At 55.3% G+C, this 25,766-nt stretch carries 21 protein-coding genes; 14 read left to right on the top strand and 7 right to left on the bottom strand.

All coding sequences use genetic code 11. From position 1 onward, the window contains the following. The first annotated feature begins 42 nt into the window (after positions 1 to 42). From sgrR to thiQ, 4 genes are all read left to right on the top strand, one after another. Positions 43 to 1,704, top strand: a complete 1,662-nt coding sequence (sgrR, locus tag J1779_RS08695) for an HTH-type transcriptional regulator SgrR (protein ID WP_217203569.1) — start codon at positions 43 to 45, stop codon at positions 1,702 to 1,704. A gap of 336 nt (positions 1,705 to 2,040) precedes the next feature. Beyond that, positions 2,041 to 3,024, top strand: a complete 984-nt coding sequence (thiB, locus tag J1779_RS08700) for a thiamine ABC transporter substrate binding subunit (protein ID WP_217203570.1) — start codon at positions 2,041 to 2,043, stop codon at positions 3,022 to 3,024. After that, a complete protein-coding gene (gene thiP / locus J1779_RS08705; RefSeq protein ID WP_217203571.1) occupies positions 3,000 to 4,610 on the top strand; it encodes a thiamine/thiamine pyrophosphate ABC transporter permease ThiP in 1,611 nt (536 codons plus the stop codon). Before thiB ends, thiP begins: the two co-directional genes overlap by 25 nt. Next, positions 4,594 to 5,319, top strand: coding sequence for a thiamine ABC transporter ATP-binding protein ThiQ (gene thiQ / locus J1779_RS08710; protein WP_217203572.1), 726 nt, complete (start codon positions 4,594 to 4,596; stop codon positions 5,317 to 5,319). The genes thiP and thiQ overlap by 17 nt, the downstream gene beginning before the upstream one ends. Here thiQ and J1779_RS08715 read toward each other — a convergent pair. After that, positions 5,309 to 6,076 (bottom strand): DedA family protein, encoded by a 768-nt coding sequence (locus J1779_RS08715; RefSeq protein ID WP_217203573.1) that lies wholly within the window; start codon positions 6,074 to 6,076, stop codon positions 5,309 to 5,311. The two genes, thiQ and J1779_RS08715, sit on opposite strands and share 11 nt — an antisense overlap. 244 nt (positions 6,077 to 6,320) lie before the next feature. Here J1779_RS08715 and J1779_RS08720 point away from each other — a divergent pair, with 244 nt between their 5' ends. From J1779_RS08720 to rluA, 3 genes are all read left to right on the top strand, one after another. Beyond that, positions 6,321 to 8,726, top strand: coding sequence for a DNA polymerase II (locus tag J1779_RS08720; protein ID WP_338019854.1), 2,406 nt, complete (start codon positions 6,321 to 6,323; stop codon positions 8,724 to 8,726). Positions 8,727 to 8,949: 223 nt separating this feature from the next. Then, on the top strand, positions 8,950 to 11,847 hold the full coding sequence (gene rapA / locus J1779_RS08725; protein WP_122094201.1) for an RNA polymerase-associated protein RapA: 2,898 nt from the start codon (positions 8,950 to 8,952) through the stop codon (positions 11,845 to 11,847). Positions 11,848 to 11,908: 61 nt separating this feature from the next. Then, the gene (gene rluA, locus J1779_RS08730) at positions 11,909 to 12,610 is read left to right on the top strand and encodes a bifunctional tRNA pseudouridine(32) synthase/23S rRNA pseudouridine(746) synthase RluA (RefSeq protein ID WP_136376935.1); all 702 of its coding nucleotides are present in this window, start codon (positions 11,909 to 11,911) and stop codon (positions 12,608 to 12,610) included. A 63-nt stretch (positions 12,611 to 12,673) separates the two neighbouring features. On the opposite strand, the gene djlA is transcribed toward rluA, so the two are convergent. Beyond that, a complete protein-coding gene (gene djlA / locus J1779_RS08735; protein WP_056776863.1) occupies positions 12,674 to 13,495 on the bottom strand; it encodes a co-chaperone DjlA in 822 nt (273 codons plus the stop codon). A 181-nt stretch (positions 13,496 to 13,676) separates the two neighbouring features. Here djlA and lptD point away from each other — a divergent pair, with 181 nt between their 5' ends. The 6 genes from lptD to apaH all read left to right on the top strand — a co-directional run bounded on the left by lptD (position 13,677) and on the right by apaH (position 20,503). Beyond that, on the top strand, positions 13,677 to 16,052 hold the full coding sequence (lptD, locus tag J1779_RS08740; RefSeq protein WP_136376934.1) for an LPS assembly protein LptD: 2,376 nt from the start codon (positions 13,677 to 13,679) through the stop codon (positions 16,050 to 16,052). A 67-nt stretch (positions 16,053 to 16,119) separates the two neighbouring features. Further along, positions 16,120 to 17,415, top strand: a complete 1,296-nt coding sequence (surA, locus tag J1779_RS08745) for a peptidylprolyl isomerase SurA (RefSeq protein WP_056776857.1) — start codon at positions 16,120 to 16,122, stop codon at positions 17,413 to 17,415. Beyond that, the gene (gene pdxA, locus J1779_RS08750) at positions 17,405 to 18,427 is read left to right on the top strand and encodes a 4-hydroxythreonine-4-phosphate dehydrogenase PdxA (RefSeq protein WP_136376933.1); all 1,023 of its coding nucleotides are present in this window, start codon (positions 17,405 to 17,407) and stop codon (positions 18,425 to 18,427) included. The genes surA and pdxA overlap by 11 nt, the downstream gene beginning before the upstream one ends. A 5-nt stretch (positions 18,428 to 18,432) precedes the next feature. Continuing rightward, positions 18,433 to 19,260 carry a 16S rRNA (adenine(1518)-N(6)/adenine(1519)-N(6))-dimethyltransferase RsmA gene (rsmA, locus tag J1779_RS08755; protein ID WP_056776854.1) on the top strand — a complete coding sequence of 276 codons (828 nt, stop codon included), beginning with the start codon at positions 18,433 to 18,435 and terminating at the stop codon, positions 19,258 to 19,260. 4 nt (positions 19,261 to 19,264) lie between these two features. Then, a complete protein-coding gene (gene apaG / locus J1779_RS08760; protein WP_056776850.1) occupies positions 19,265 to 19,642 on the top strand; it encodes a Co2+/Mg2+ efflux protein ApaG in 378 nt (125 codons plus the stop codon). A 6-nt stretch (positions 19,643 to 19,648) separates the two neighbouring features. After that, positions 19,649 to 20,503 carry a bis(5'-nucleosyl)-tetraphosphatase (symmetrical) ApaH gene (gene apaH, locus J1779_RS08765; protein WP_217203575.1) on the top strand — a complete coding sequence of 285 codons (855 nt, stop codon included), beginning with the start codon at positions 19,649 to 19,651 and terminating at the stop codon, positions 20,501 to 20,503. Positions 20,504 to 20,577: 74 nt separating this feature from the next. Here the strand turns inward: apaH and folA are convergent, their stop codons facing one another. From folA to J1779_RS08780, 3 genes are all read right to left on the bottom strand, one after another. Beyond that, positions 20,578 to 21,063: a type 3 dihydrofolate reductase gene (gene folA, locus J1779_RS08770; protein ID WP_056776841.1), complete on the bottom strand. Its 486-nt coding sequence runs from the start codon at positions 21,061 to 21,063 to the stop codon at positions 20,578 to 20,580. Positions 21,064 to 21,193: 130 nt separating this feature from the next. Continuing rightward, positions 21,194 to 21,658, bottom strand: coding sequence for a threonine/serine exporter (locus tag J1779_RS08775; RefSeq protein WP_056776836.1), 465 nt, complete (start codon positions 21,656 to 21,658; stop codon positions 21,194 to 21,196). Continuing rightward, a complete protein-coding gene (locus J1779_RS08780; RefSeq protein ID WP_056777219.1) occupies positions 21,655 to 22,464 on the bottom strand; it encodes a threonine/serine exporter family protein in 810 nt (269 codons plus the stop codon). Before J1779_RS08780 ends, J1779_RS08775 begins: the two co-directional genes overlap by 4 nt. A 106-nt stretch (positions 22,465 to 22,570) precedes the next feature. Here J1779_RS08780 and J1779_RS08785 point away from each other — a divergent pair, with 106 nt between their 5' ends. Further along, positions 22,571 to 23,185, top strand: a complete 615-nt coding sequence (locus J1779_RS08785) for a LysE family translocator (RefSeq protein WP_217203576.1) — start codon at positions 22,571 to 22,573, stop codon at positions 23,183 to 23,185. A gap of 58 nt (positions 23,186 to 23,243) precedes the next feature. Here the strand turns inward: J1779_RS08785 and kefC are convergent, their stop codons facing one another. Together kefC and kefF are read right to left on the bottom strand one after the other, a co-directional pair. Beyond that, positions 23,244 to 25,097, bottom strand: coding sequence for a glutathione-regulated potassium-efflux system protein KefC (kefC, locus tag J1779_RS08790; RefSeq protein WP_056776830.1), 1,854 nt, complete (start codon positions 25,095 to 25,097; stop codon positions 23,244 to 23,246). Beyond that, entirely contained in the window at positions 25,090 to 25,644 is a 555-nt protein-coding gene (kefF, locus tag J1779_RS08795; RefSeq protein ID WP_056776827.1) for a glutathione-regulated potassium-efflux system oxidoreductase KefF, read from the bottom strand. Before kefF ends, kefC begins: the two co-directional genes overlap by 8 nt. Positions 25,645 to 25,766 lie beyond the last annotated feature (122 nt).

Consider the following 25,766-nt stretch of genomic DNA (forward strand, 5'->3'; position numbering starts at 1 on the left):
GAAAGATAAATTGATGAAGATCGCCCACGGAGTTCCTCTTTTATGTCCTCGCCCCGACTGCAACAACAGTTCATTCGTTTATGGCAAAGCTGTCACGGTGAAGAAACCGAAACGACATTACAGGCGTTATCGGAAGTCCTGAATTGTTCACGCAGGCACATGCGCTCGCTGCTCAGCACCATGCAGGAACAGGGCTGGCTGACGTGGGACGCAGAGGCCGGGCGCGGCAAACGATCCACGCTGCGTTTTCTGTATACCGGGCTGGCACTACGGCAACAGCGGGCCGAAGAACTGCTGGAGCAGGATCATATTGATCAACTGGTGCAACTGGTCGGCGATAAAACGCAGGTGCGCCAGATGCTGTTATCACAGCTCGGCCGCAGCTTTCGACAGGGTAAACATATCCTGCGGGTGCTCTACTACCGTCCGCTGTTTAACCTGCTGCCCGGCACCATGCTGCGCCGTTCAGAAACACACATCGCCCGGCAAATCTTTAGCGGCCTGACACGCATAAATGAGGAAAAAGGGGAAGTTGAAGGTGATTTAGCCCATCACTGGCAGGAAATTTCACCGCTGCACTGGCGTTTCTATCTGCGTCCTGCCATTCATTTTCATCATGGCCGTGAGCTGGAGATGGCCGATATCATCGCCACCTTTACCCGCCTGACCTCGCATCCGCTGTTCAGCAACCTGAAATCCGTCACCACGCCCACGCCGAATGTCATTGATGTCCATCTGAATGAGCCTGACCGCTGGCTGCCGTGGTTGTTCGGCAATGTTCACGCGATGATTTTGCCGCAGGAATGGCAATCACTGCCCGATTTCGCCCGTCATCCGGTCGGCACCGGCCCTTACGCCGTGGTGCGTAATCTGAAAACGCAGCTGCGTATCCGCGCCTTTGACGATTATTTCGGGTTCCGGGCGCTGATCGACGAAGTGAATATCTGGGTGTTGCCGGAGCTGAGTGAAGAGCTGGTGCATTCCGGTGTTCAGCTACAGGCGGATGAATCCGGCAAAAGCGAGCTGGAAAGCCGCCTCGAAGAAGGCTGCTATTTCCTGTTATTTGACCAGCGTTCGCCGGTCGGCCAGTCAGAGGAAACGCGCCGGTGGCTGTGCGACTTACTCAACCCCATCGCACTGCTCAGTAATGCAGAGCCGATTTTTCAGCGCTACTGGTCCCCGGCTTACGGCCTGCTGCCGCGCTGGCACCATAAGGCGCCACAGCCGCGGCCGCCCAAACCGCAAAATCTGACGCAGGTGACGCTGACGTTCTACGGTGAGCACTCCGAGCATCACGCCATCTGCAATGCGCTGCGCCCGCTGCTGACGGCGGAAGGTATCGAACTGATCATTCAGGTGGTGGATTACGCGGTCTGGCATCGCGGCGACGCCAGCAGCGACGTGTGGCTCGGCAGCGCCAACTTCACCCTGCCGCTGGAGTTTTCGCTGTTCGCGCATTTCTACGAATTACCGCTGGCAAAACATTGCTTTAGCGAAGACATGAGTCAGGCCGCTGCGCAGTGGCACGCGGGAAATTTATCCATCGCCAATTGGAGCCAGAAACAAACGGCCAGCCATCAGATCCATCCGCTGTTTCACCACTGGCTGGTCTTGCAGGGGCAGCGCAGTATGCGCGGCGTGCGCATGAACACCCTCGGCTGGTTCGACTTCAAATCCGCCTGGTTTGCGCCACCGGACAGTTAATCGGACTATCGCATCGCGCCGTTAATCTCTAGAATGACATCCGTTCTCAACGGGGTGCCCGAGTGCGTTCTTTTTTAATAAAGAATGAGCTCGATCTTTAAACGCCGCGAGCGCGTGTTCAGCGGGTGAAGTCCAGCGCACAGAAAGCGGAGCGTACACACAGTACGTAAGCATTTCGAGCACTGCACGACGCCCGATCAACACACGCTCAGCAAGTTTAAAAGGCTGAGATTTGAAACCCGTCGAACCTGATCCGGTTAATCCCGGCGGAGGGATTTGAGACTGCGCGATGCTTACTCAAAATCCTTTGCCCTTTCATTTTTTTGGAGCGCAAAGTTGAAAAAAATATTGTCCTGCCTGCTGTTACTTTCTGCACCTGCCCTGGCTGCAAAACCTGTTCTGACGGTTTACACCTACGACTCTTTCTCTGCCGACTGGGGCCCTGGTCCGGCGATCAAAAAAGCCTTTGAGGCGCAATGCGGCTGCGAGCTGAAATACGTTGCGCTGGAAGATGGCGTGTCTTTACTGAACCGTCTGCGGATGGAAGGCAAGAACAGCAAAGCCGACGTGGTTCTCGGGCTGGATAACAACCTGTTGCAGGCCGCTGAGCAAACCGGTTTATTCGCCAAAGCACCGAAAACCGACGCCAGACTGACCGTGCCGGGCGGCTGGAATGACACCACCTTCGTGCCTTACGATTACGGCTATTTCGCGTTCGTCTATGACAAAAACAAACTGAAGAACCCGCCAAAAAGCCTCGATGAACTGATCAACAGCGATCAGAACTGGAAAGTGATTTATGAAGATCCGCGCACCAGTACGCCGGGTCTGGGCCTGATGCTGTGGATGCAAAAAGTCTATGGTGATAAAGCGCCAGAGGCGTGGGAAAAACTGGCGAAGAAAACCGTCACCGTGACCAAAGGCTGGAGCGAAGCCTACGGGTTATTCCTCAAAGGCGAAAGCGATCTGGTGCTGAGCTACACCACCTCCCCGGCGTACCACATCGTGGAAGAGAAGAAAGACAATTACGCGGCAGCGGATTTCACCGAAGGCCATTACATGCAGGTTGAAGTAGCGGGCCAGCTGGCCAACAGCAAGCAACCTAAACTGGCTGAAGCGTTCATGAAATTCGTCACCACAGAAGATTTCCAGAAAGTGATCCCACCCGGCAACTGGATGTATCCGGTGATTAACACGCCGCTGCCTGACGCCTTTAAACAACTGACCGTACCGGCCAAATCCCTGCAATACAGCGCACAGGATGTTGCCACCCACCGTTCACAATGGATCCAGGCATGGCAGAACGCCGTCAGCCGTTGATCCCGCGCTGGCTGTGGCCGGGTGCCGTCGCCTCGCTGGCTATGTTGCTGGTGGCGGCACTGGCGTTAGGTTCTCTGTGGCGTCATGCGCCGCAGATGAGCGGCACCTCACTCTGGCAGGATCCCTATCTCTGGCACGTGATCCGCTTTACCTTCTGGCAGGCGCTGCTTTCGGCGCTCTGCTCCGTGCTGCCCGCGATTTTACTGGCGCGTGCGCTGTTTCGCCGCCGTTTCCCCGGCCGGCAGCTGTTATTACGTTTGTGCGCAATGACGCTGGTGCTGCCGGTTCTGGTCGCGGTGTTTGGCATTCTCAGCGTCTACGGGCGACAGGGCTGGCTGGCACAGATGTGCGGCTGGCTGGGCGTGGATTACCGTTTCTCACCGTATGGTTTACAGGGCATTTTGCTGGCGCACGTATTTTTCAATCTGCCGCTGGCGACGCGTCTGTTAGTGCAGGCGCTGGAAAACATCGCCGTGGAACAGCGCCAGCTTGCGGCGCAGCTCGGGATGAACGTCTGGCAGCAATTCCGTTTTGTTGAATGGCCTGCCCTGCGCCGGCAGATTTTCCCCGCGGCTGCGTTAATCTTCATGCTGTGTTTTGCCAGCTTCGCCACCGTGCTTTCACTGGGCGGCGGCCCGCAGGCGACCACCATTGAGCTGGCTATTTATCAGGCGCTTAGCTACGACTACGATTTAAGCCGTGCCGCCACGCTGGCGCTGGTGCAGCTGTTCTGTTGTCTGGCGCTGGTGTTGCTCAGTCAGAAACTGAGTCAGGCATTGCCGGTCGGGCAGACGCATGCTCAGCGCTGGCGAAATCCCGATGATTCTCTGCTGCGCCGTATCGCCGATGGCGTACTGATTGGTCTGGCATTGTTGCTGATCCTGCCACCGCTGCTGGCCGTGATGTTTGATGGTGTCAACCGCGCGGCGGTCAGTGTGCTGCAACAAACCGCGCTCTGGCAGGCATTATGGACCTCAGTGCGCATCGCGCTCGGCAGCGGAATCGTGTGTGTTTTGCTGACCATGATGCTGTTGTGGAGCAGTCGCGAGCTGCGTTTACGTCAGCGAAACGGCTGGGCGCAGGCGATGGATCTGAGCGGCATGCTGATCCTCGCGATGCCCGGTATCGTGCTGGCGACCGGCTTTTTCCTGCTGCTCGGCGATACTACTGGTTTGCCGCAATCGCCGTGGCCTCTGGTGATCATGACCAATGCGCTGATGGCGGTGCCTTACGCATTAAAAGTGCTGGATAACCCGATGCGCGACGTCGCCGAACGCTATAACCCGCTGTGCCTTTCGCTGGATATGCGCGGCTGGCAGCGCCTGCGTTGGGTGGAACTCCGCGCGCTGAAACGCCCGGTTGCGCAGGCGCTGGCGTTTGCCTGCGTGCTGTCGCTGGGAGATTTCGGCGTGATCGCCTTGTTCGGCAATGAGAATTTCCGCACCCTGCCGTTTTATCTGTATCAGCAGATCGGTGCCTATCGCAGCCAGGACGGTGCGGTGACGGCGCTGTTACTTCTGTTGTTATGCTTCCTGTTATTCACCCTGATTGAGAAACTGCCGGGCCGCCATGCTGACGCTGAATAAACTGACGTATTTGTACGAACATCTGCCGATGCGCTTCGATTTACAGATCGACGCCGGCGAGCGCGTGGCCATCCTCGGCCCGAGCGGTGCGGGGAAAAGTACCCTGCTCAGCCTGACCGCCGGTTTTCTGTCGCCGGTCAGCGGGCAGATCCTGCTTAATGGCGCCGATCACAGCGCAACGCCACCGGCTAAGCGCCCGGTATCGATGCTGTTTCAGGAAAACAATCTGTTCTCACATCTGACCGTGCGTCAGAACATGGGGCTGGGGCTGCATCCGGGGCTGAAACTGACGGCACAACAAAAGCAGGAACTGGAAGAGATCGCCCGGCAGGTGGGGTTGAGTGATTGTCTGGCGCGGTTGCCGTCGCAGCTTTCAGGCGGTCAGCGTCAGCGTGTCGCCCTGGCACGTTGCCTGTTGCGCAGCCAGCCGATTTTACTGCTCGACGAGCCGTTTTCGGCGCTCGATCCGGCGCTGCGCAGTGAAATGCTGAGTTTGCTGGATAAGGTCTGCGGGCAACGTCAACTCACGCTGCTGATGGTGTCGCATAATCTGGATGACGCAGCGCGGATTGCGCCGCGCACGTTGCTGATTGTCGATGGCAGGATTTTCTACGATGGCCCGACGCAGGCGCTGGTAAACGGCAGTGCGCCGGAGGCCAGAGTATTAGGAATCGACGCTTCAGGAAGTAAACCTGATATCAGCGTGTAATGACGTTCCACAGCAGATGGCCGTAAACCGGCATCATCGGTTGCTTGCTGAGCATCACCAGACTGACCACCGTCGCCACCCCGCTCAGGATGCAGACAATGCGTAATCTTGGCAGCGTCAGCCATTTGCTCATGAAGTCAGGTGAGCTTTTACCGGCACGGAACCAGCGCCACCCCAGCCACGCACTGAGCCAGATAAGCATCACGCTGATAAACAACATCCACTTGAAAACGCCGCTGTTGTGAGTGGCAGGAATGTCGATCGCCACACCCGCCAGGATCCCCGGCAGAAAATACACCGGCGGCCAGGTGATGCAGCCGACAATATTTGGCGGGGCGAATTTATACGGCGGCAGATTGAGCATACCGGCGACCAGCGGCACCAGCGGACGCGTCGGACCGATAAAACGGCCTAAAATCACGGTGGCAAAACTGTGACGATCCAGCGCATAACCGGTTTTATCCAGTAATGACTGGTAACGTTTGAGGAAGCGCCAGCGATGCAGCGGCTCCTTGAAACCACGGCCAATGAAATACGAGGCCCAGTCTCCCAGGAAACACCCCAGACCGGCGGCCAGCCAGGCTTCGTATAATCCCACCTGACCACTGCCAATCAGCGTGCCGAGCGTCGCCATCATGACGGTACCCGGCAGGATCAGCCCCACCAGCGCCAGCGACTCGAAGAAAGCCACCACGGCGACAATAATTAACGCGAAGCCCACCGACTGAGCGACCAGATGTTGTAGATAGGCTTCCATATATTCCCAGAATTCAGTTTCGCCTGCGCCAATTGCGCAGATAAATGAGACAAGTGTGAGTTTTCTGCCTTCTCATTGTAGTAAATACATTAAGCGGCTGAATTGTCAGTGCATGAACTATCACAGTCAACCGGGTAATTGTATGCGTATTTGGCAGAAACCTGAGCCATAGACAAAGACTGTATAAATAACCATACTCTGTATTGGATCCCGATATCTTCATCTGTACCGTTTCGAGGCGCTTATTACTTCCACCTTTGTTCGTCCCGCTCCTGCTGCCACTGATACCCCGCCGCGTCAGGGATTTGTGCTGACCCGCCACTGGCGCGACACGCCGCGCGGCACCGAGGTGGAACTGTGGCTGGCAACCGACGAAGGCGCACAGAAAATCCGTCTGCCATTGCAGGAATCCGTCGCGTTTATTCCGGCGGAACAGCGCCACGCCGCAGAACGCCTGCTGGCCGATGAAAAAAATGTCAGTTTGCGCGAATTACCGATGCAGGATTTCCATTCCCGCCCGGTTCTCGGGCTGTATTGCCCGCAACACCGTCAGCTGATGCGCATTGAGAAATTGCTGAAAGAAGGCGGCGTTCAGGTTTATGAGGCGGATATCCGCCCGCCGGAGCGCTTTCTGATGGAGCGGTATATCACCGCGCCCGTCTGGTTCAGCGGGAAACCGGGAGCAGGAAACCTTCTGCTCGACACCAAAATGAAGCCTGCCGAAGGCTACCGCCCGCCCATGAAGCTCTGCTCCCTGGATATCGAAACCAGCGGTAACGGCGAGCTTTACTGCATCGGGCTGGAAGGCTGCGGGCAGCGCCACGTGTATATGCTCGGGCCGCCCAATGGCGATCCGCACGCGCAGTTTGATTTCAATCTGGTGTATGTCGACAGCCGTCCGCAGTTGCTGGAAAAACTCAATGAGTGGCTGGAAACCTACGATCCCGACGCCATTATCGGCTGGAGCGTGGTGCAGTTTGATCTGCGGGTTTTACAAAAACACGCTGACCGCTACAAAATCCCGCTAAAATTCGGGCGCGGCGGCGGGGAGCTGGAGTGGCGCGAGCACGGCTTTAAGCAGGGGCACTTTTTTGCCGCTGCGGCGGGCCGTCTGATTATTGACGGCATAGAAGCACTGAAATCGGCGTTCTGGAATTTCAATTCATTCAGCCTGGAATTCGTCTCGCAAAGTTTACTGGGCGAAGGCAAGGCCAGCGACAATCCCTATCAGCGGCTGGCAGAAATCGAGCAGCGTTTTCGTGAAGATAAACCGATGCTGGCGCGCTACAACCTGAAAGACTGCGAGCTGGTGACGCGTATTTTCGCCAAAACCGAACTGATGCCCTTCCTGCTCGAGCGCGCCTCGGTCACCGGCCTGGCGGTAGATCGCAGCGGGGGATCGGTGGCGGCATTTACTCACCTTTATTTACCACGTATGCACCGCGCGGGTTATGTCGCACCCAACATGGGCGAACTGGAAGGGGAAATGAGCCCTGGCGGATTTGTGATGGATTCACGGCCCGGCCTGTATGATTCGGTGCTGGTGCTTGATTATAAAAGTCTGTATCCGTCAATTATCCGCACCTTCCTGATCGACCCGGTCGGGCTGGTCGCCGGGCTGCAACAACCGGACGATGAGCATTCGGTTCCCGGTTACCGCAACGCCCGCTTCTCGCGGGAAAAACATTGCCTGCCGGAGATCGTCCGTCAAATCTGGATGGGTCGGGAAGAAGCCAAAAAGCAGAAAAACAAACCGCTGTCTCAGGCGCTGAAAATCATCATGAACGCCTTTTACGGCGTGCTGGGGTCAAGCGGCTGCCGGTTCTTTGATCCGCGTCTCGCCTCGTCGATTACCCTGCGCGGACACGACATCATGCGTCAGACCCGCGAACTGATTGAAGCCGAAGGCTATCAGGTGATTTACGGCGATACCGATTCCACCTTTGTCTGGCTGAACAAGGCCCATTCGCAGGAAGACGCGAACGTCATTGGCCGCCATCTGGTGGAACAGGTGAATGCCTGGTGGAAAAACCATATCCGGCAGGTGTACGGGTTGGAGAGTGCGCTGGAGCTGGAGTTCGAAACGCACTACCAGCGCTTCCTGATGCCGACCATTCGCGGCTCAGAGACAGGCAGTAAAAAACGTTATGCCGGTCTGGTGAAAGATGCCGATGGCGAGCACATCGTCTATAAAGGGCTGGAAACCGTGCGCACCGACTGGACGAAACTGGCGCAGGAGTTCCAGCAGGAACTGTATCAGCGCGTGTTCCACCGCCAGCCTTATCAGGATTACGTCCGTGATTATGTCGCGCGCACGCTGGCGGGCGAATTCGATGACAAACTGGTGTATCGCAAACGCCTGCGCCGTAAACTCAGCGATTATGAGAAAAATGTGCCGCCGCACGTGCGCGCCGCGAGGCTTGCCGATGAATATAACGCCCTGCACGGCCGTGCGAAGCAGTACCAGAACGGCGGTTGGATCAGCTACGTCATGACCACGTCCGGGCCGGAACCGCTGGAAAACCGCCAGTCACCTGTCGATTATGACCACTACATTGAGCGCCAGCTTGAACCGGTGGCCGATGGCATTCTGCCTTTCCTTCACGATGATTTTGCTACACTCATTACGGGTCAGATGGGGCTATTTTAAGCAAAAGTTGATGCGCGCCCGGTGATTCGCAGGTGACGAATCGTTTACCTTCCATTACCATAGCGCCCTTTCCCATTTCTGAATCATCCTCACACAGTGAATCACTCCGTCCCTTCGGGCGGGGAAAGAAGACTATTGCCCACGCTTCATCAGAGGCATAGCAAGCATTGCGCAGTTGGCGTCACAGTTGCCATATCTGGAACACACAACACAGAGAGAGATTATGCCGTTTACATTGGGTCAACGCTGGATAAGCGATACGGAAAGCGAATTAGGATTAGGAACCGTGGTAGCAGTGGATGTACGCATGGTGACTTTGCTTTTCCCCGCCACCGGTGAAAACCGTTTGTATGCCCGAAATGATTCCCCGATCACCCGTGTGATGTTCAATCCCGGTGATACCATCAGTTGCCACGAAGGCTGGCAGTTGCAGGTCGAAGAGGTCGTTGAAGACAAAGGTCTGTTGACCTACATCGGCATCCGTCTTGATACAGAAGAAACCGGCGTCGCCATGCGTGAAGTGCTGCTCGACAGCAAGCTGACCTTCAGCAAACCGCAGGATCGCCTGTTCGCCGGCCAGATCGACCGCATGGATCGTTTCGCCCTGCGCTTTCGCGCCCGTAAATATCAGCGCGAGCAGTTCCGCCTGGAGTTCGGCGGCCTGCGCGGTATGCGCGCCAGCCTGATCCCGCACCAGTTGCACATCGCTTATGAAGTCGGTCAGCGTCATGCCCCGCGCGTATTGCTGGCCGATGAAGTGGGTCTGGGTAAAACCATCGAAGCAGGGATGATCATTCATCAGCAACTGCTGTCAGGCCGCGCCGAACGCGTGCTGATTGTGGTGCCGGAAACCCTGCAACACCAGTGGCTGGTGGAAATGCTGCGCCGCTTCAACCTGCGTTTCTCTCTGTTTGATGATGACCGCTACGCCGAATCCGTACATGAGGCGACCAACCCGTTTGAAACTGAACAGCTGGTGATCTGCTCCCTCGATTTCGTGCGCCGCAATAAATCCCGCCTCGAGCAGCTTTCTGATGCGGCGTGGGACATGCTGGTGGTCGATGAAGCACACCATCTGGTGTGGAGCGAAGACGCGCCAAGCCGCGAATATCAGGTTATCGAACAACTTTCTCAGCAAATCCCCAGCGTTCTGTTGCTGACCGCTACGCCTGAGCAGCTCGGTCAGGAAAGCCACTTTGCGCGTCTGCGCCTGCTGGATCCGGATCGTTTCCACGATTACGAAGAATTCATCGAAGAGCAACAGCAGTATCAGCCGGTGGCAGATGCCGTCACGCTGTTACTGAATAAAGAGCCGCTGACGCCACAAGCCCTGGCGTTGCTGGGTGAAAGTGTCGGCAACGCCGATACCGATGCCCTGCTGGCCGCCGCCAATAAAGGTGATGAAGCCGCCGCCAAACAGCTGGTTTCCATGCTGATGGACCGCCACGGCACCAGCCGCGTGCTGTTCCGTAACACCCGCCACGGCGTGAAAGGTTTCCCTGAGCGTCATCTGCAGGCGGTGAAACTGCCGCTGCCGACGCAGTATCAGACCGCCATTAAAGTCTCGGGCATTATGGGCGCGAAGAAATCCGCCGAAGCCCGTGCGCATGACATGCTGTACCCGGAGCAGATTTATCAGGAATTCGAAGGCGAGAACGCCACCTGGTGGAACTTTGATCCGCGCGTTGAATGGCTGCTCGGTTATCTGACCGCCAACCGCGACGAAAAAGTGCTGGTGATCTGCGCCAAAGCGGCCACCGCATTACAGCTGGAGCAGGTACTGCGTGAACGTGAAGCGATCCGCGCCGCCGTGTTCCATGAAGGTTTGTCGATCATCGAGCGTGACCGCGCTGCCGCCTATTTCGCCTCGCAGGAAGATGGTGCACAGGTTCTGCTGTGTTCTGAAATCGGCTCCGAAGGCCGTAACTTCCAGTTCGCCAGCAAAATGGTGATGTTCGATCTGCCGTTCAACCCGGATCTGCTGGAACAACGTATTGGCCGTCTGGATCGTATCGGCCAGCAAAACAATATCGACATTATGGTGCCTTACCTCGAACAGACCGCGCAGTCGGTGCTGGTTCGCTGGTTCCATGAGGGGCTGGACGCGTTCGAACACACCTGCCCGACCGGACGCACCATTTATGACAGCGCCTATGAGCAGTTGATCGCGTTCCTCGCCACGCCGGCTGAACAGGAAGGTCTGGACGACTTTATTCTCGAATGCCGCGCGGAACATGATGCGCTGAAAGAGAAGCTGGAAAATGGCCGCGACCGTCTGCTGGAGATGCACTCCAACGGTGGCGAGCGTGCGCAGCAGCTGGCAAAAGAGATCGGCGAGCAGGATAACGACGTGAATCTGGTTAACTTCGCGCTGAATCTGTTCGATATCGTGGGGATTAATCAGGAAGATCGCAGTGATAACCTGATCGTTCTGACGCCGTCCGATCACATGCTGGTACCGGATTTCCCAGGTCTGCCGGAGGAGGGTTGTACCGTGACCTTCGATCGTGAGCAGGCGCTGTCGCGTGAAGATGCACAGTTCATTAGCTGGGAACACCCGATCGTGCGTAACGGTCTGGATCTGATCCTGTCCGGCGATACCGGCAGCTGTGCGGTGTCTATCCTGAAAAACAAAGCGCTGCCGGTGGGCACCATGCTGGCCGAGCTTATCTACGTGGTCGAGTGTCAGGCGCCTAAGCATCTCCAGCTGACCCGCTTCCTGCCGCCAACGCCGGTGCGCATGCTGATGGACAGCAAAGGCACCAATTTGGCCGCTCAGGTAGAGTTCGAGAGCTTTAACCGTCAGTTAAATGCCATCAATCGTCATAATTCCAGCAAACTGGTGAACGCAGTGCAGCAGGATGTGCATAACATGTTGCAGCAGGCCGAACCGCAGATTGCAGAACAGGCGCGTGCGCTGATTGAAGCGGCTAAGGTAGAAGCCGACGCGCAACTGACGCAGGAACTCGCCCGACTGAAAGCGCTGAAGGAAGTGAACCCGAACATTCGTGATGACGAACTGGAATCGGTAGACTCTAACCGTAAGCAAGTGCTGGCGAACCTGAACGATGCCAGCTGGCGTCTGGATGCGATCCGCCTGGTGGTGGTCAGCCATCAGTAAGCCCGACGGGGTGCAGCCGGTCTGCCCCCCTCTTCTAACCCCGACACAGACTGAAACCGCTATGAGCGAACATCAACCGAACATGCCTGTCCCTTCAAACACCCGGCCGCTGGAAAACTATAATCCGCCGACCGATCCCTGGTTGCAGGTGATTTTTCAGGATGAACACATCATGGTGGTCAATAAGCCAAGCGGTCTGCTTTCGGTGCCGGGCAAGTTAGCTGAACATCAGGACAGCCTGATGACCCGTATTCAGCAGGCATTTCCTGAGGCGGAATCCGTACATCGTCTGGATATGTCGACCAGCGGCGTGATCGTGGTGGCACTGACCAAAGACGCCGAGCGCGAGCTCAAACGCCAGTTCCGCGAACGCGAAACCAAGAAAGTGTATATCGCGCGGGTCTGGGGACGGATGGAAGAAGACTACGGCATTATCGATTTACCGCTGATTTGCGATTACCCGAACCGGCCCAAGCAGAAGGTTTGTCATGAGACGGGCAAAAAGGCGCTGACGCAATACGAAGTGATGTCGTGGGATGACGATGGCACGACCCGCGTCCGGCTGCGGCCAATCACCGGACGTTCACATCAGTTACGCGTGCATCTTCTGGCGCTCGGACATCCGATTCTGGGGGATAAGTTTTACGCCCACCCCGCCGCGCTGGCCGCCGTGGATCGCCTGCAACTGCATGCGCAGGAATTGTCGTTTTACCATCCGGTTACCGATGAGCCGCTGGTGTTTAATTGCGAGCCGGATTTTTAATGCGGCGGCTAAAAACAAAAAAGGCGCTGAATTCAGCGCCTTTTGCTTTTGCATCAACCAGACTTATTTAAAGCCTTTCTCTCGTTTGATGAGGTCATACGCGGCCTGAATCGACTGCGCTTTCTCTTTCGCCATTTGCATCATTTCCGGCGGTAAGCCTTTTGCCACCAGTTTATCCGGATGGTGCTCACTCATCAGCTTGCGGTAGGCGCGTTTGATAGTGGTCGCATCATCAGTCGCATTGACGCCCAACACTTTGCAGGCGTCGGCCAGGGTCGGGCCCTGCTGTGCCTGCTGATAACCGCCGCCATAAGAACGACCGCCCTGCTGACCGCCGCCAAACTGCTGGCCGCCTTCCATCATGCGCAGGAACTGATCGAACTGCATCCGTGAGATGCCAAGCCCTTCGGCAATCACATACAGCACTTCGCGTTCGTTAGGATGCAATGAACCGTCGGCATACGCAGCCTGGATTTGAATTTCCAGAAAAGTCCGTATCAGGTCGAAACGACCAAAACACGCACTGCGTAACTCACGCATTTTCTCACGCAGGGGATAGTTTGCCTCTTTCCCGTCGCGGAAGGCGCGCTGCGCGGCTTCACGCTGCTCACCATGCAACTGCATACGATCCATATAGAGGCTGGCGATCTGGATATCCGCCTCGGTCACCCTGCCTTTTGATTTAGTCAGATTCCCCATCACCTCAAACGTGGTGCGGAAGAAGATGGTTTGACGCGTCTGTTGATCGGCAAAGTAACCCCGGCGTTTTGCAGCGCGCGCCGTGTCAAACATATGTCCAATCAGCAGACCTGATACGATCCCCCAGAATCCCGTCCCTGACATATAGCCAAGGATAAGTCCGAGCAGTTTTCCCCAATACTGCATATACTCCTCAATTCGCCATGCCGTCGCTTAAAAATTGCTTTATCATAACCGGCATTTATCGTTGTGCCTAACGGCGGCAACGTAACAGGTGGGATTTAACACTAGCGCAACCATGATGAGTGAGATAGTCTCTGACCGTTTGCCGGCATGATGCCTCTGATGACGGAACACCATTTTACGTATGAAAAACAGACGTCTGAATACACGCTTACCCACAATGCTGGCCGCCACAATCTGGTCAGCATTGTACAGTCACGGCGCAATGGCCGACCTTGCTGCACAATGTATGCTCGGCGTTCCGACCTATGACAAACCTCTGGTACAGGGTGACCCAAACTCACTGCCTGTCACCATCAATGCCGATAAAGCCACCGGTAACTATCCTGATAGCGCGCTGTTTAGCGGAAACGTTAACGTCGTACAGGGCAACAGCACGCTGGATGCCGATCAGGTTCAGCTGAACCAAATCGCCAATCCCAATCAGCCCACACCGACCCGTACCGCCACGGCGACCGGCAACGTGCGTTATAACGATAACCAAATCAAGCTGAACGGGCCGAAAGGTTTCGCCAACCTGACCACCAAAGATACGGATGTTGAGAACGGTGATTACCAGATGGTAGGCCGTCAGGGCCGTGGTGATGCCGACAAGATGAAGCAGCGTGATAATAACCGCTACACCATCATGGACAACGGCACCTTCACGACCTGTCTGCCCGGCGATAACAGCTGGAGCGTAGTGGGTTCTGAGGTGATTCAGGACCGTCAGGAAGAAGTGGCTGAAATCTGGAATGCCCGCTTCCACATCGGCCCGGTGCCGGTGTTCTACAGCCCGTATATGCAGTTGCCTATCGGTGACCGCCGCCGTTCCGGTTTCCTTATCCCGAACGCGAAATACAGCAGCAACAATGGCTTTGGTGTCACGGTTCCTTATTACTGGAACATCGCACCAAACTACGATGCCACTATCACGCCAAATTACATGAGTACCCGTGGTCTGCAATTGCAGAACGAATTCCGTTATCTGACCGTTGCCGGTGCAGGTTTGATGGAGTTTGACTTCCTGGGTAATGACAAGAAAATTGACGATCAGTATGTCGCAGATGAAAACCGCATCAGCGATAAGACGAAGCGCTGGATGTACTATTGGGTGCATTCGGGTGTGTATGATCAGGTGTGGCGCTTCAATGTCGATTACACCAAAGTTAGCGATCCTTACTACTTCACCGATTTCGATTCGAAATACGGTTCAAGTACAGATGGCTATGCTACCCAAAAATTCAGTGTCGGTTATTTCAACGAAAACTGGAATGCCACCCTGGCCAGCAAGCAGTTCCAGGTGTTCTCCGATTACGGAAATACCAATGCCTACCGTGCTCAGCCACAGCTTGATGTCAACTATTACCAAAATGACGTTGGCCCGTTCGATCTGCACATTTACGGTCAGGCAGCCAAATTTACCAGCGTAAACCCGGATAACCCGGAAGCCATTCGTACGCACATTGAGCCAACCATCAGTCTGCCGCTCAGTAACGGTTGGGGAAGCCTGGATAACGAAGTGAAGCTGATGGCGACCCACTATCAGCAGGACATTTCGGATAACTATTACGAGGCCAATCCGAACACCAAGCTGCGCTCGTCGGTAAACCGTGTCATGCCTGAGTTTAAAAGCGACGGCAAAATGGTCTTCGACCGTACGATGGACTGGAACAGTGATTACACGCAAACGCTTGAACCGCGCGTGCAGTATCTGTACATCCCATACCGTAATCAAAGCTCCATTAACACCTATGACTCTACGCTGCTGCAGTCCGACTATACCGGCCTGTTCCGCGATAAGAGCTACAGTGGCCTTGACCGCATTGCCTCCGCCAACCAGGTCGCAAGTGGTTTAACAACCCGTATTTATGATGATGGTCTGGTTGAGCGCTTTAATGCGTCCGCCGGTCAGATTTACTACTTCCAGCCGCCACGTACGGGCGACCAGAACAGCGCACTGGATAAAAATGATGACACCGGCAGCCTGGTTTGGGCGGGTGACACTTATTATAAAATCAACAACTTCTGGGGTATTCGTGGCGGTGTGCAGTACGACACGCGTCTGGATTCGCTGGCCGTGGGCGATGCCGTTCTCGAGTACAAAGCTGATTCAGAAAGAATGATTCAGTTGAGCTACCGTTACGCCAGCCCGGAATATATTCAGGCTACCTTACCTAGCGTGACAAACCCGGGTTATCAGGATGGGATTTCTCAGGTCGGTGGTATCGCCAGCTGGCCAATCGCCGATCGCTGGGCGATTGTCGGTGCTTACTATTACGACACCAAAGCACAGCAGCCTGCAGATCAGTTGATCGGCCTGCAATACAACACCTGCTGCTGGGCCATCAATGTCGGTTACGAACGCAAGATCACCAACTACGACTCCGTTAAGTCTGAAAGTAAGTATGACAATAAGATTGGTTTCAACATTGAACTTAGAGGCCTGGGAAGTAATCAAACTCTCGGAACGAAAGAAATGTTGGCCAGTGGCATACTGCCTTATCAACGCGCTTTCTAAGCCAGACGACACGATTAACTCAGTGAACTTGAAACCCGCGCTTGCGGATTAGACAAATGGAAAAAGTATGAAGAACTGGAGAACACTTCTCCTCGGCGTGACGCTTTGTGCCAGCACTGCGTTTGCAGCCCCTCAGGAAGTTGATAAAGTCGCCGCCGTTGTGAACAACGGCGTCGTGTTACAAAGTGATGTCGATGGCTTAATGCAGTCTGTTAAACAGCAGGCAGCCCAGGCTAAACAGCAGTTGCCCGATGATGCAACGTTGCGCCACCAGATCCTCGACCGTCTGATCATGGATCAGATCCAACTCCAGATGGCGTCGAAGATGGGCATCACACTGACCGATCAGGACGTGGATAAAGCCATCGCCGGTATTGCTCAGCAGAACAACATCACCGTCGATCAACTGCGCAGTCGTCTGGCCTATGACGGTCTGAACTTCAGCACCTACCGCGCCCAGATCCGCAAAGAAATGCTGATCAGTGAAGTCCGTAATGGTGAAGTTCGCCGTCGCGTGACGATCCTGCCTCAGGAAGTGGATCAGCTGTCTAAGCAAGTGGCGGCACAAAATGGCGGCAGTGCTGAATTTAACCTCAGCCATATCCTGTTGCCATTGCCGGAAAACCCGACGCAGGATCAGGTCGATGCTGCTGAAGAGCAGGCGAAGAAAATTGTTGCAGATCTGAATAACGGCGCTGATTTCGGTAAGCTGGCGATCACCTATTCTGCTGACTCACAGGCGCTGAAAGGCGGCAACATGGGTTGGGGCAAATTGCAGGAGCTGCCTTCGCTGTTTGCTCAGGCGCTGAGCACCGCGCAGAAAGGTCAGATCATCGGCCCAATCCGTTCAGGCGTTGGCTTCCATATTCTGAAAGTGAACGACATCCGTGGCGATAACAAAACGGTTTCCGTCACCGAAGTTCATGCCCGCCACATCCTGCTGAAACCTTCCGTCGTTATGACGGATGCACAGGCTAAAGCAAAACTGGAACAGGTTGCTGCAGACATCAAGAGCGGCAAAGCGACCTTTGCTGAGGAAGCAAAACAGATTTCTCAGGATCCGGGTTCTGCGCTTCAGGGCGGGGACTTAGGCTGGGCTTCTCCGGACATGTACGATCCGGCGTTCCGTGAAGCACTGATTAACCTGAAAAAAGGCCAGATGAGCGCACCGGTACACTCTTCCTTTGGCTGGCATCTGATCGAATTACTCGATACGCGTCAGGTCGATAAAACCGATGCCGCTCAGAAAGAACGTGCTTACCGCATGCTGTTCAACCGTAAGTTTGCGGAAGAAGCTCAGACGTGGATGCAGGAACAACGTGCTGAAGCTTATGTAAAAATTATGGATGGTAATGGTAAATAATACTTCCATGACAAAATCTGTGGTCATCACCCCCGGCGAACCCGCCGGGGTTGGGCCGGATCTGGTACTGGCGCTGGCTCAGCAGGCATGGCCTGTTGAGTTAGTGGTGTGTGCCGATCCGGCCCTGTTGCTTGAACGTGCCGCGACGCTGGGTCTGAACATTCAGTTACGCGATTACGTGCAGGGCCGCCCGGCCCAGCCTCAGGCTGCAGGGACACTCACGGTTCTGCCGGTAAAAACCGCAACGCCGGTGACGGCGGGCAAGCTGGACGTCGCGAACAGTGCTTACGTCGTGGAAACGCTGGCCAGAGCCTGTGACGGTGCGATAAGCGGCGAATTCGCTGCATTGATCACCGGGCCGGTCCAGAAGAGCATCATCAACGATGCGGGTATTCCGTTTATCGGGCATACCGAATTCTTCGCTGACCGCAGCCACTGTGAACGTGTAGTGATGATGCTGGCGACCGAAGAATTACGCGTCGCGCTGGCGACAACGCATTTACCGTTACTGGCCGTGCCGGGTGCCATTACCCGACAAAGTCTGCATGAAGTGATCACCATTCTTCATCATGATCTGAAAACCAAATTTGGCATTGCTGAACCCCAGATTTACGTCTGCGGTCTGAATCCGCATGCCGGAGAAGGCGGTCATATGGGGCATGAGGAGATCGATACGATCATTCCTGCACTGGATGAACTGCGTCAGCAGGGGATGAATCTGGTGGGTCCGCTGCCGGCAGATACGCTTTTCCAGCCGAAATATCTGCAACACGCCGATGCTGTTTTATCGATGTATCACGATCAGGGCCTTCCGGTGCTAAAATATCAGGGATTCGGTCGCGCTGTGAATATCACGCTTGGCCTGCCCTTTATCCGGACTTCCGTTGATCACGGTACTGCGCTTGAACTTGCCGCTACCGGTACCGCCGATGCAGGCAGTTTCAGGACAGCAATAAATCTCGCCATTCGTATGGCAATCAATACTTTTGAACCACAACACACTGATAAATAAAAACAATGAATAGTAGAGTCCACCAGGGGCACTTTGCCCGTAAACGTTTCGGCCAAAACTTTTTAACCGATCAATTTGTGATTGATAGCATTGTGTCGGCCATTCATCCGATGCCGGGACAAGCGGTGGTCGAAATCGGGCCCGGCCTGGCAGCGCTGACGGCGCCCGTCGCCTCGCGTCTGGACAGCATGACCGTTATCGAAATTGACCGCGATTTGGCGGCTCGTCTGGAAAGTAATCCTAAGTTTCAGGGCAAATTGCGCGTCATTCAGTCTGATGCGATGAAAATCAATTTCGCCGAGCTTTCCGAAGAGCTCGGCCAGCCGCTGCGCGTATTCGGCAACCTGCCCTATAATATTTCTACGCCACTGATGTTCCACCTGTTCACCTATACCAACGCCATTAAAGACATGCACTTCATGTTGCAAAAGGAAGTGGTCAACCGTCTGGTTGCGGGGCCGAACAGCAAAGCGTATGGTCGTTTAACCGTCATGGCGCAGTATTACTGTAACGTGATCCCGGTTCTGGAAGTTCCACCGGAGTCCTTCACGCCAGCGCCGAAAGTTGATTCCGCCGTGGTGCGTTTGATTCCGCATGACGTTATCCCGTACCCGGTTTCAGATATCCGCATTCTGAGTCGTCTGACAACAGATGCGTTTAACCAGCGCCGTAAAACGATTCGTAACAGCCTCGGCCACTTGTTCACACCAGAACAAATGAGCGCGCTGGGTCTGGATCTGTCAATGCGTGCTGAGAACATTTCAGTCGAACAATTCTGTAAACTGGCTAACTGGTTATCAACCCGACCGAAAACCACAGAACCCCAGGAGTAGCGATATGCTTAATTCGCCCCGCGTATGTGTTCAGGTGCAAAGTGTCTACATTGAGTCACAGTCGATACCGGAAGATGAGCGTTTTGTCTTCGCCTACACCATCACCATCCGCAATCTTGGGCGTTTTAACGTACAGCTCCTGCGCCGTTACTGGTTGATCACCAACAGTAACGGCCGCCAGACCGAAGTACAGGGCGAAGGGGTTATCGGCGAACAGCCGCTGATCCTGCCCGGCAGTGAATTTCACTACACCAGCGGTGCGATCCTCGAAACGCCGCTCGGTACCATGGAAGGCCATTATGAAATGGTCGCACAAGACGGTGAATCCTTCCGTGTGCCGGTTCCGGTCTTCCGCCTCGCCATCCCTACACTGATAAATTAATCCTTTATGTCGACATACCTTATTGGTGATGTTCACGGTTGCATCGATGAACTCAAGGCGCTATTGGCGCAGGTGGATTTTAATCCGCAAAATGATTGTCTCTGGCTGACCGGAGATTTGGTTGCCCGTGGCCCGTCCTCGCTCGAGGTGCTGCGTTTTGTCAGTGGTTTGGGCGATGCAGTCCGCATGGTGCTCGGCAACCACGACTTACATCTGTTAGCGGTTTACGCCGGTATCAGCTTTAACAAACCGAAAGATCGCATCACCCCGCTGCTTGAAGCTGAAGATGCAGATGAGTTGATCAACTGGCTGCGACGCCAGCCGGTCCTGCAGGTGGATGAAGAGCTGAAGCTGGTGATGGCGCATGCGGGGATTACGCCGCAGTGGGACCTGGAAACCGCGCAGATGTGCGCGCGTGAAGTGGAATCCGTGCTGAGAAGTGACACCTATCCGCTGTTTCTCGACGCGATGTATGGCGATATGCCCAACAACTGGCATCCCGAGCTGACCGGCCTTGCGCGTCTGCGTTTCAGCACCAATGCGCTGACCCGGATGCGTTACTGCTTCCCTAACGGGCAACTGGATATGATCTGCAAAGACACGCCCGATACCGCGCCGAAACCGCTCAAACCCTGGTTTGATATTCCGGGTCCTTTACAGGAAGCGGGTTTCAGCATTGCGTTTGGTCACTGGGCTTCGCTGGAAGGAAAAGGCGCGCCGGAAGGTATTTATGCGCTGGACACCGGCTGTTGCTGGGGCGGCGATATGACCATGCTGCGCTGGGAAGATAAAACCTATTTCACTGAGCCTTCTCACCGGCGCAGTGAAAAGGATCTGGCGCTCGCGCCAAAGGCGCGCTGAGCAGACATTTTCCCTGTTTCGGAAAGACAAAAGGCACCTTCTCAGGTGCCTTTTTGCTGACTGCTGCGGCTCAATCAGGCGCGGCGATCAAGGATCTCAAAGCAATAGCCGTGAGAGTTCTGCTCATCCGCATCATGGAATTCGCTGAACGTACTTTCCCAGTCGTCCGGCTCATAGTCAGGGAAATGGGTATCCCCTTCAACTTCGGCGTCAATGTGGGTCAGATATAAGCGGTTCGCCTTAGGCAGGAATTGCTCATACACACGACCACCGCCCATGACCATCACTTCTTCCACGCCGGCGGCAGCGGCCAGTGCGGCATCAACAGACGTCACCCAGGTCACGCCTTCGTGCTCGCCGGGTTTAGAACTGATGACAATATTCAGTCGGCCAGGCAAAGGGCGTCCTATCGACTCAAACGTTTTGCGTCCCATGATGACGGGTTTATTGAGCGTATTACGCTTAAACCAGGCCAGATCACCGGGTAAATGCCAAGGCATAGCGTTTTCCATGCCAATAACGCGATCGGTCGCCAGTGCGGCGATCAGGCTAATAATCATTGTGAAGCCCTGTGTAGATAAGGAATAAAACCGTGACCCGAAAAAAGAGCTGCCACTATACGGAAAGCCCCATCAGCCGTCGATAGGGAGACTCGCGCTTTACAAAGATATAAACGCGCGCCGCTCAGACTTACACGCCGGGACGTTTGCGGTACAGCCACAGCCCCGGCAAAGATAATCCAATCGACAATGCCCCGACGATAAAACTGGCCTTCAGGAAATTGGTGACCATGGTAGACATCAGCACTTCGCTGTAACCAAGGTGCGAAATTTCCACCATGGAAATCATCGCCGTATACGCAGAAATTCCCGGAAACATGGGGATGACGGCGGCTACTGTGAAAACTTTAGGGTGCGCGAGAAACCAGCGCGACCAGCGAATACCAATGATGCCGATCAGTATAGCCGCCAGCAAAGAAGCCCACTCAATGTTTATCCCGCCATGCATCATCAGCATGCGGGAGCCGTGCCCGATGGCACCGAGCAGCGCACAATAGCGCAACGCACGCGGCGGGACATTGAACACCATCGCAAAACCCAGCGCCGGCACCGCGGCCAGAAACATATCCTGCAGGAGTGCCCAGATCAGACTCATGCCCACCCCCGCAATTCCCACAGCGCCATCGCCATGACCACCCCGATGCAGGTTGCCAGCGTCAGCAAACTGGCCATTGCCCAGCGCGCCAAACCGGTGTTCACATGGCCTTTAAACATATCGGCCACCGCGTTGATGAGCGGAAACCCCGGCACCAGCAGTAAAACGCTGGCAGCCATCGCCACGTTCGAGGTGTGATGGAATGCATCAAGGCGCATAAGCAGGCCGGAAATCGAGGTCGCCACAAAGGCGGTACAGCAGAAGTTAATCAGCGGATTCATATGGCGAAGGGTCAGCGTCTGGCGCACCGCCATCGCCACACCGCTGGCGATAAACGTTATGCTGAACGCATCCCAGCCACCGCCGTTCAGTTTGCTGAAGCAACCGCACGACAGCGCCACCATCAGGATCATCAGCGGGCGGGGATAGCGCAGCGGCCTGATATGGCTCAGACGCTTCGCCACCAGCGTGCTGTCGAGTAACTTATGCTCGGCGAGGATCACCGTATGTTGCACTTCGGTGACCACCTGCATGTTGATCCCGCGATCGACATTTTTTCGCGTTGAGGTCAGGCAGTATCCGCCGCACAGCGTACTGAGCACCACGGCATTGGCGGAGATCGAACTTTCCACCCGATCCATGCCCAGCGCGATACCGAGCCGGGCTGATAACTGCTCCACCAACATACTTTCAGCGCCGTGCTGTAACAATAACAGGGCACATTCGATGCACAGGCGGGTGATTTCACGCTGGTAATGCGCCTGTGGACTTTCGCGCTGCGGGTATTCAACGACAGGTTCTTGCATAGCCTTTACCGCCCGTAAAAAAAGCCAATAAGTGTGATACGTCGAGGTGAAGATTGACGTATCATGCGGCCTTATTTTGCCCTGAACATTGACGACGGTTACTTTCATGCTTGAAACCTCCCTTTTTATTGCCAGTATCGCCTTTCTCGGCATGCTCTCTCCCGGCCCCGATTTCTTTCTGGTGATCAAAAATGCGGCCCGCTATCCGCGCGCGGCGGCACTGATGACCTCGCTGGGGGTGATTTGTGGCGTGATTACACATATGTCTTACTGCGTCGCAGGTCTGGCGGTCGTGATCACCACCACGCCGTGGTTGTTTGGCTTGCTGAAATACGTCGGGGCGGCTTATCTGATTTGGGTGGGGATCCAGGCATTGTTCTCGCGCAGCAACAGTAAAATGAATCTCGACGGACTGGTGCCGCAGCAGGTGAAACTGCGTACCGCTTTTGTACAGGGATATCTGTGCAACCTGCTGAATCCTAAAGCAACGCTGTTTTTCCTGGCGATGTTTACCCAGGTATTACAGGTTGACTCCAGCCTTGGCGAGAAACTCTGGTATGCCTCGATCATTGTCGGACTTTCATTGGTCTGGTGGCCGTCGCTGGCCTTGTTGATCCAAAGCGCGCCGGTGCGTCGTGGTCTGGCAAAAGCGCAAAAAATTATCGATAAACTGCTGGGCGGCGTACTGATAGGTTTAGGTATCAAAGTCGCGCTGAGCTGACAGAAACACAAAAAAAAGCCGGTGCTGTTCAGGCACCGGCTTCAGATTTCATCCTTGCTTAACTCTTCGCTTCAATCACTTCATTCTCCGGTGCTTTACCGTCGATACTTCCCCGCCAGCCTTGTTGCTGTTCAGAGGCGAGACGTTCCTGATCCTGTTCAATCGCGGCGCTCAGCATGTCTTTCGCGCGCTGCATACTGGCGATACGGAACTCAGTGTCTTCGTAATTCTCGATGGTTGCTTCCAGCATTTTCAGGTTGTAGCGGCGGAACAGATCGGCTTTCTCGCGGGCTTCATACGCATCGAGCCCGAGCGTTTCCAGCACTTCCCGGCCAACGCGCAGGGATCCTTCGAACAATTCCCGCTCCGGTGCTTCCACACCCAGCTGCCGCAGTTGATACCAGTGATCGACGTCGCGGGCGCGGGCAATAATCTTCAGGTTCGGGAAATGCTCTTTTGCCAGCGCGGTCAGTTGCAGGTTGGCTTCCACATCATCGATAGCGTTAATCAGCACTTTGGCCTGCGCCGCACCGGCTGATTCCAGCAAATCCACCCGCGTGGCATCCCCGTAAAACACTTTGGTGCCGAATTTACGCAGCGTTTCGATATGATCCGGGTCGTGATCCAACACCACGGTATGAACGTTATTCGCCAGCAATAGACGACCGGCAATCTGACCAAAGCGCCCGAAACCGGCGATAATCACCTGCGCATTTTCATCATCAATCGTATCTTGCGGACGATCGTCTTGCGGCGCATTGCGTTCCATACGCGCGGCGAGAACCAGCAGCAGCGGCGTGACCGCCATCGACAGCGCCACAGCAAGCGTCAGCGCCTTCGCCCATTCCACCGGCAACACACCGGCCATTTGTGCTGTGCTGAAAATCACGAACGCGAATTCACTGCCCTGTCCGATAAGGATGGCGAACAACCCGCGCTGCTTTTTCGGAACGCCGAGCCAGGGTGCGACCAGCCACAGTAAAGCGGCTTTCAGCGCCATGAAACCGACCAGCAAGGTGGCGATCAGTAGCGGCTGATGAACCAGTGTACCGAAGTCGATGGACATGCCGACGCCGATAAAGAACAGCCCGAGAAGCAGGCCTTTGAACGGCTGAATATCGCTTTCCAGCGCATGACGATATTCAGAGCTCGCCAGCAATACGCCCGCCAGAAACGCGCCCATCGCCATCGACATACCCGCCATTTCCAGCAGAATGCCAAAACCAAACACCAGAAAAAGCGCCACGGCGCTGAACACTTCACGCATACCGGAGCGGGCAACAAAATGCAGTAACGGGCGGGTGACATAGCGCCCGAGCAACACCACCAGCACCAGCGCACCGGCCACTTTCGCCGCCGACAGGCCAAAACTCATCAGCGTGGTGGCTTCGCCGGTACTCGCCAGCAGCGGGATCATCGCCACCAGCGGGATCGCGGCAATATCCTGGAACAGCAATACCGCAAAGGCGCTGCGGCCAATCGGTGACGCCGTCAGGCTGCGTTCACTCATTGCCTGCATGGCAATGGCCGTTGAGGAAAGCGCCAGCGTCAGGCCGATCAGCATGGCGATTTTCCAGTCGAGGCCGAGGAAATAGCAGAATGCGCTGAGCACCACGCCGCAGCCGACCATCTGGATGCTGCCGCCGCCAAAGACCGAGGCGCGCATGGTCCAAAGCCGTTTAGGATCCAGCTCAAGGCCAATAACGAACAACATCAGCACTACGCCGATTTCCGCAAAGGTCAGAATCGACTCAGCATCAGAAACCAGTTTCAGTCCCCACGGCCCGATAATGCAGCCGGCGATCAGATAACCGAGCACCGAGCCCAGACCAAGACGCACCGCAATCGGGACAAACAACGCCGCAGAGCCGAGATAAATCAGCCCTTCAATCATCAGGTTATGGTTATCCATTTTCGACCTCCGGCGCACAGCCTTCTTTCAGGCTCAGGCAAGCGGTCAGACGTCGACGGTATTCTTCACCCGCGGCTTTCAGCGCAACTTCATCGCAAATAAAGGTGTTATGTACGGCGAAATATGGTTGCCAGTGCATGCCGCAGTAAACTGCCGTCGCCTGTAATGGCTGCGCAAGCACGTCGAAATTGGGGTGATCGCCGAGCTCAAAATGGTGTTCATCTCCGCCGGTCGTCACTGCCCACAGGCAATGCTTACCGTTAAGCGCGTTGCCGTCATGGCCGTAAGCCCAGCCGTGCTCGAGCACCTTGTCCAGCCACAGCTTCATCAGTGGCGGCAGGCTGTACCACTGGATCGGATGCTGGAATACCACCATATCGGCGCGTTCAACCGCCTTCTGTTCAGCGGCGATATCGATATTGAAATCGGGGTAAAGGTCATACAGCGAACGCACTTCAACATTGGGTAAATCGCTGACGGCCGAAAGCAGTCCCTGGTTGGCCCGCGAATGGCGCGGATAAGGATGGGCGTAAATTATTAAAATCATGCAGGTCTCTTGTCTTATTAGCTTTACTTCAGCATACGCAATTTTGGGCTTTCTGGTAAAAGCTGAGCGTATAAAAAGAAAAGGCGCAGCTTTCGCCGCGCCTTTCATCAAGCAATTATGCC

The organism is Rahnella rivi (assembly GCF_019049655.1).
GTDB lineage: Bacteria > Pseudomonadota > Gammaproteobacteria > Enterobacterales > Enterobacteriaceae > Rahnella > Rahnella rivi.

Excerpts from the sequence above, each read along its gene's own strand:
- sgrR (WP_217203569.1), top strand. The coding sequence starts at position 43 with ATGTCCTCGCCCCGACTGCAACAACAGTTCATTCGTTTATGGCAAAGC.
- thiP (WP_217203571.1), top strand. The coding sequence starts at position 3,000 with ATGGCAGAACGCCGTCAGCCGTTGATCCCGCGCTGGCTGTGGCCGGGT.
- thiQ (WP_217203572.1), top strand. The coding sequence starts at position 4,594 with ATGCTGACGCTGAATAAACTGACGTATTTGTACGAACATCTGCCGATG.
- J1779_RS08715 (WP_217203573.1), bottom strand. The coding sequence starts at position 6,076 with ATGGAAGCCTATCTACAACATCTGGTCGCTCAGTCGGTGGGCTTCGCG.
- rapA (WP_122094201.1), top strand. The coding sequence starts at position 8,950 with ATGCCGTTTACATTGGGTCAACGCTGGATAAGCGATACGGAAAGCGAA.
- rluA (WP_136376935.1), top strand. The coding sequence starts at position 11,909 with ATGAGCGAACATCAACCGAACATGCCTGTCCCTTCAAACACCCGGCCG.
- djlA (WP_056776863.1), bottom strand. The coding sequence starts at position 13,495 with ATGCAGTATTGGGGAAAACTGCTCGGACTTATCCTTGGCTATATGTCA.
- lptD (WP_136376934.1), top strand. The coding sequence starts at position 13,677 with ATGAAAAACAGACGTCTGAATACACGCTTACCCACAATGCTGGCCGCC.
- surA (WP_056776857.1), top strand. The coding sequence starts at position 16,120 with ATGAAGAACTGGAGAACACTTCTCCTCGGCGTGACGCTTTGTGCCAGC.
- pdxA (WP_136376933.1), top strand. The coding sequence starts at position 17,405 with ATGGTAAATAATACTTCCATGACAAAATCTGTGGTCATCACCCCCGGC.
- rsmA (WP_056776854.1), top strand. The coding sequence starts at position 18,433 with ATGAATAGTAGAGTCCACCAGGGGCACTTTGCCCGTAAACGTTTCGGC.
- apaG (WP_056776850.1), top strand. The coding sequence starts at position 19,265 with ATGCTTAATTCGCCCCGCGTATGTGTTCAGGTGCAAAGTGTCTACATT.
- apaH (WP_217203575.1), top strand. The coding sequence starts at position 19,649 with ATGTCGACATACCTTATTGGTGATGTTCACGGTTGCATCGATGAACTC.
- folA (WP_056776841.1), bottom strand. The coding sequence starts at position 21,063 with ATGATTATTAGCCTGATCGCCGCACTGGCGACCGATCGCGTTATTGGC.
- J1779_RS08775 (WP_056776836.1), bottom strand. The coding sequence starts at position 21,658 with ATGAGTCTGATCTGGGCACTCCTGCAGGATATGTTTCTGGCCGCGGTG.
- J1779_RS08780 (WP_056777219.1), bottom strand. The coding sequence starts at position 22,464 with ATGCAAGAACCTGTCGTTGAATACCCGCAGCGCGAAAGTCCACAGGCG.
- J1779_RS08785 (WP_217203576.1), top strand. The coding sequence starts at position 22,571 with ATGCTTGAAACCTCCCTTTTTATTGCCAGTATCGCCTTTCTCGGCATG.
- kefC (WP_056776830.1), bottom strand. The coding sequence starts at position 25,097 with ATGGATAACCATAACCTGATGATTGAAGGGCTGATTTATCTCGGCTCT.
- kefF (WP_056776827.1), bottom strand. The coding sequence starts at position 25,644 with ATGATTTTAATAATTTACGCCCATCCTTATCCGCGCCATTCGCGGGCC.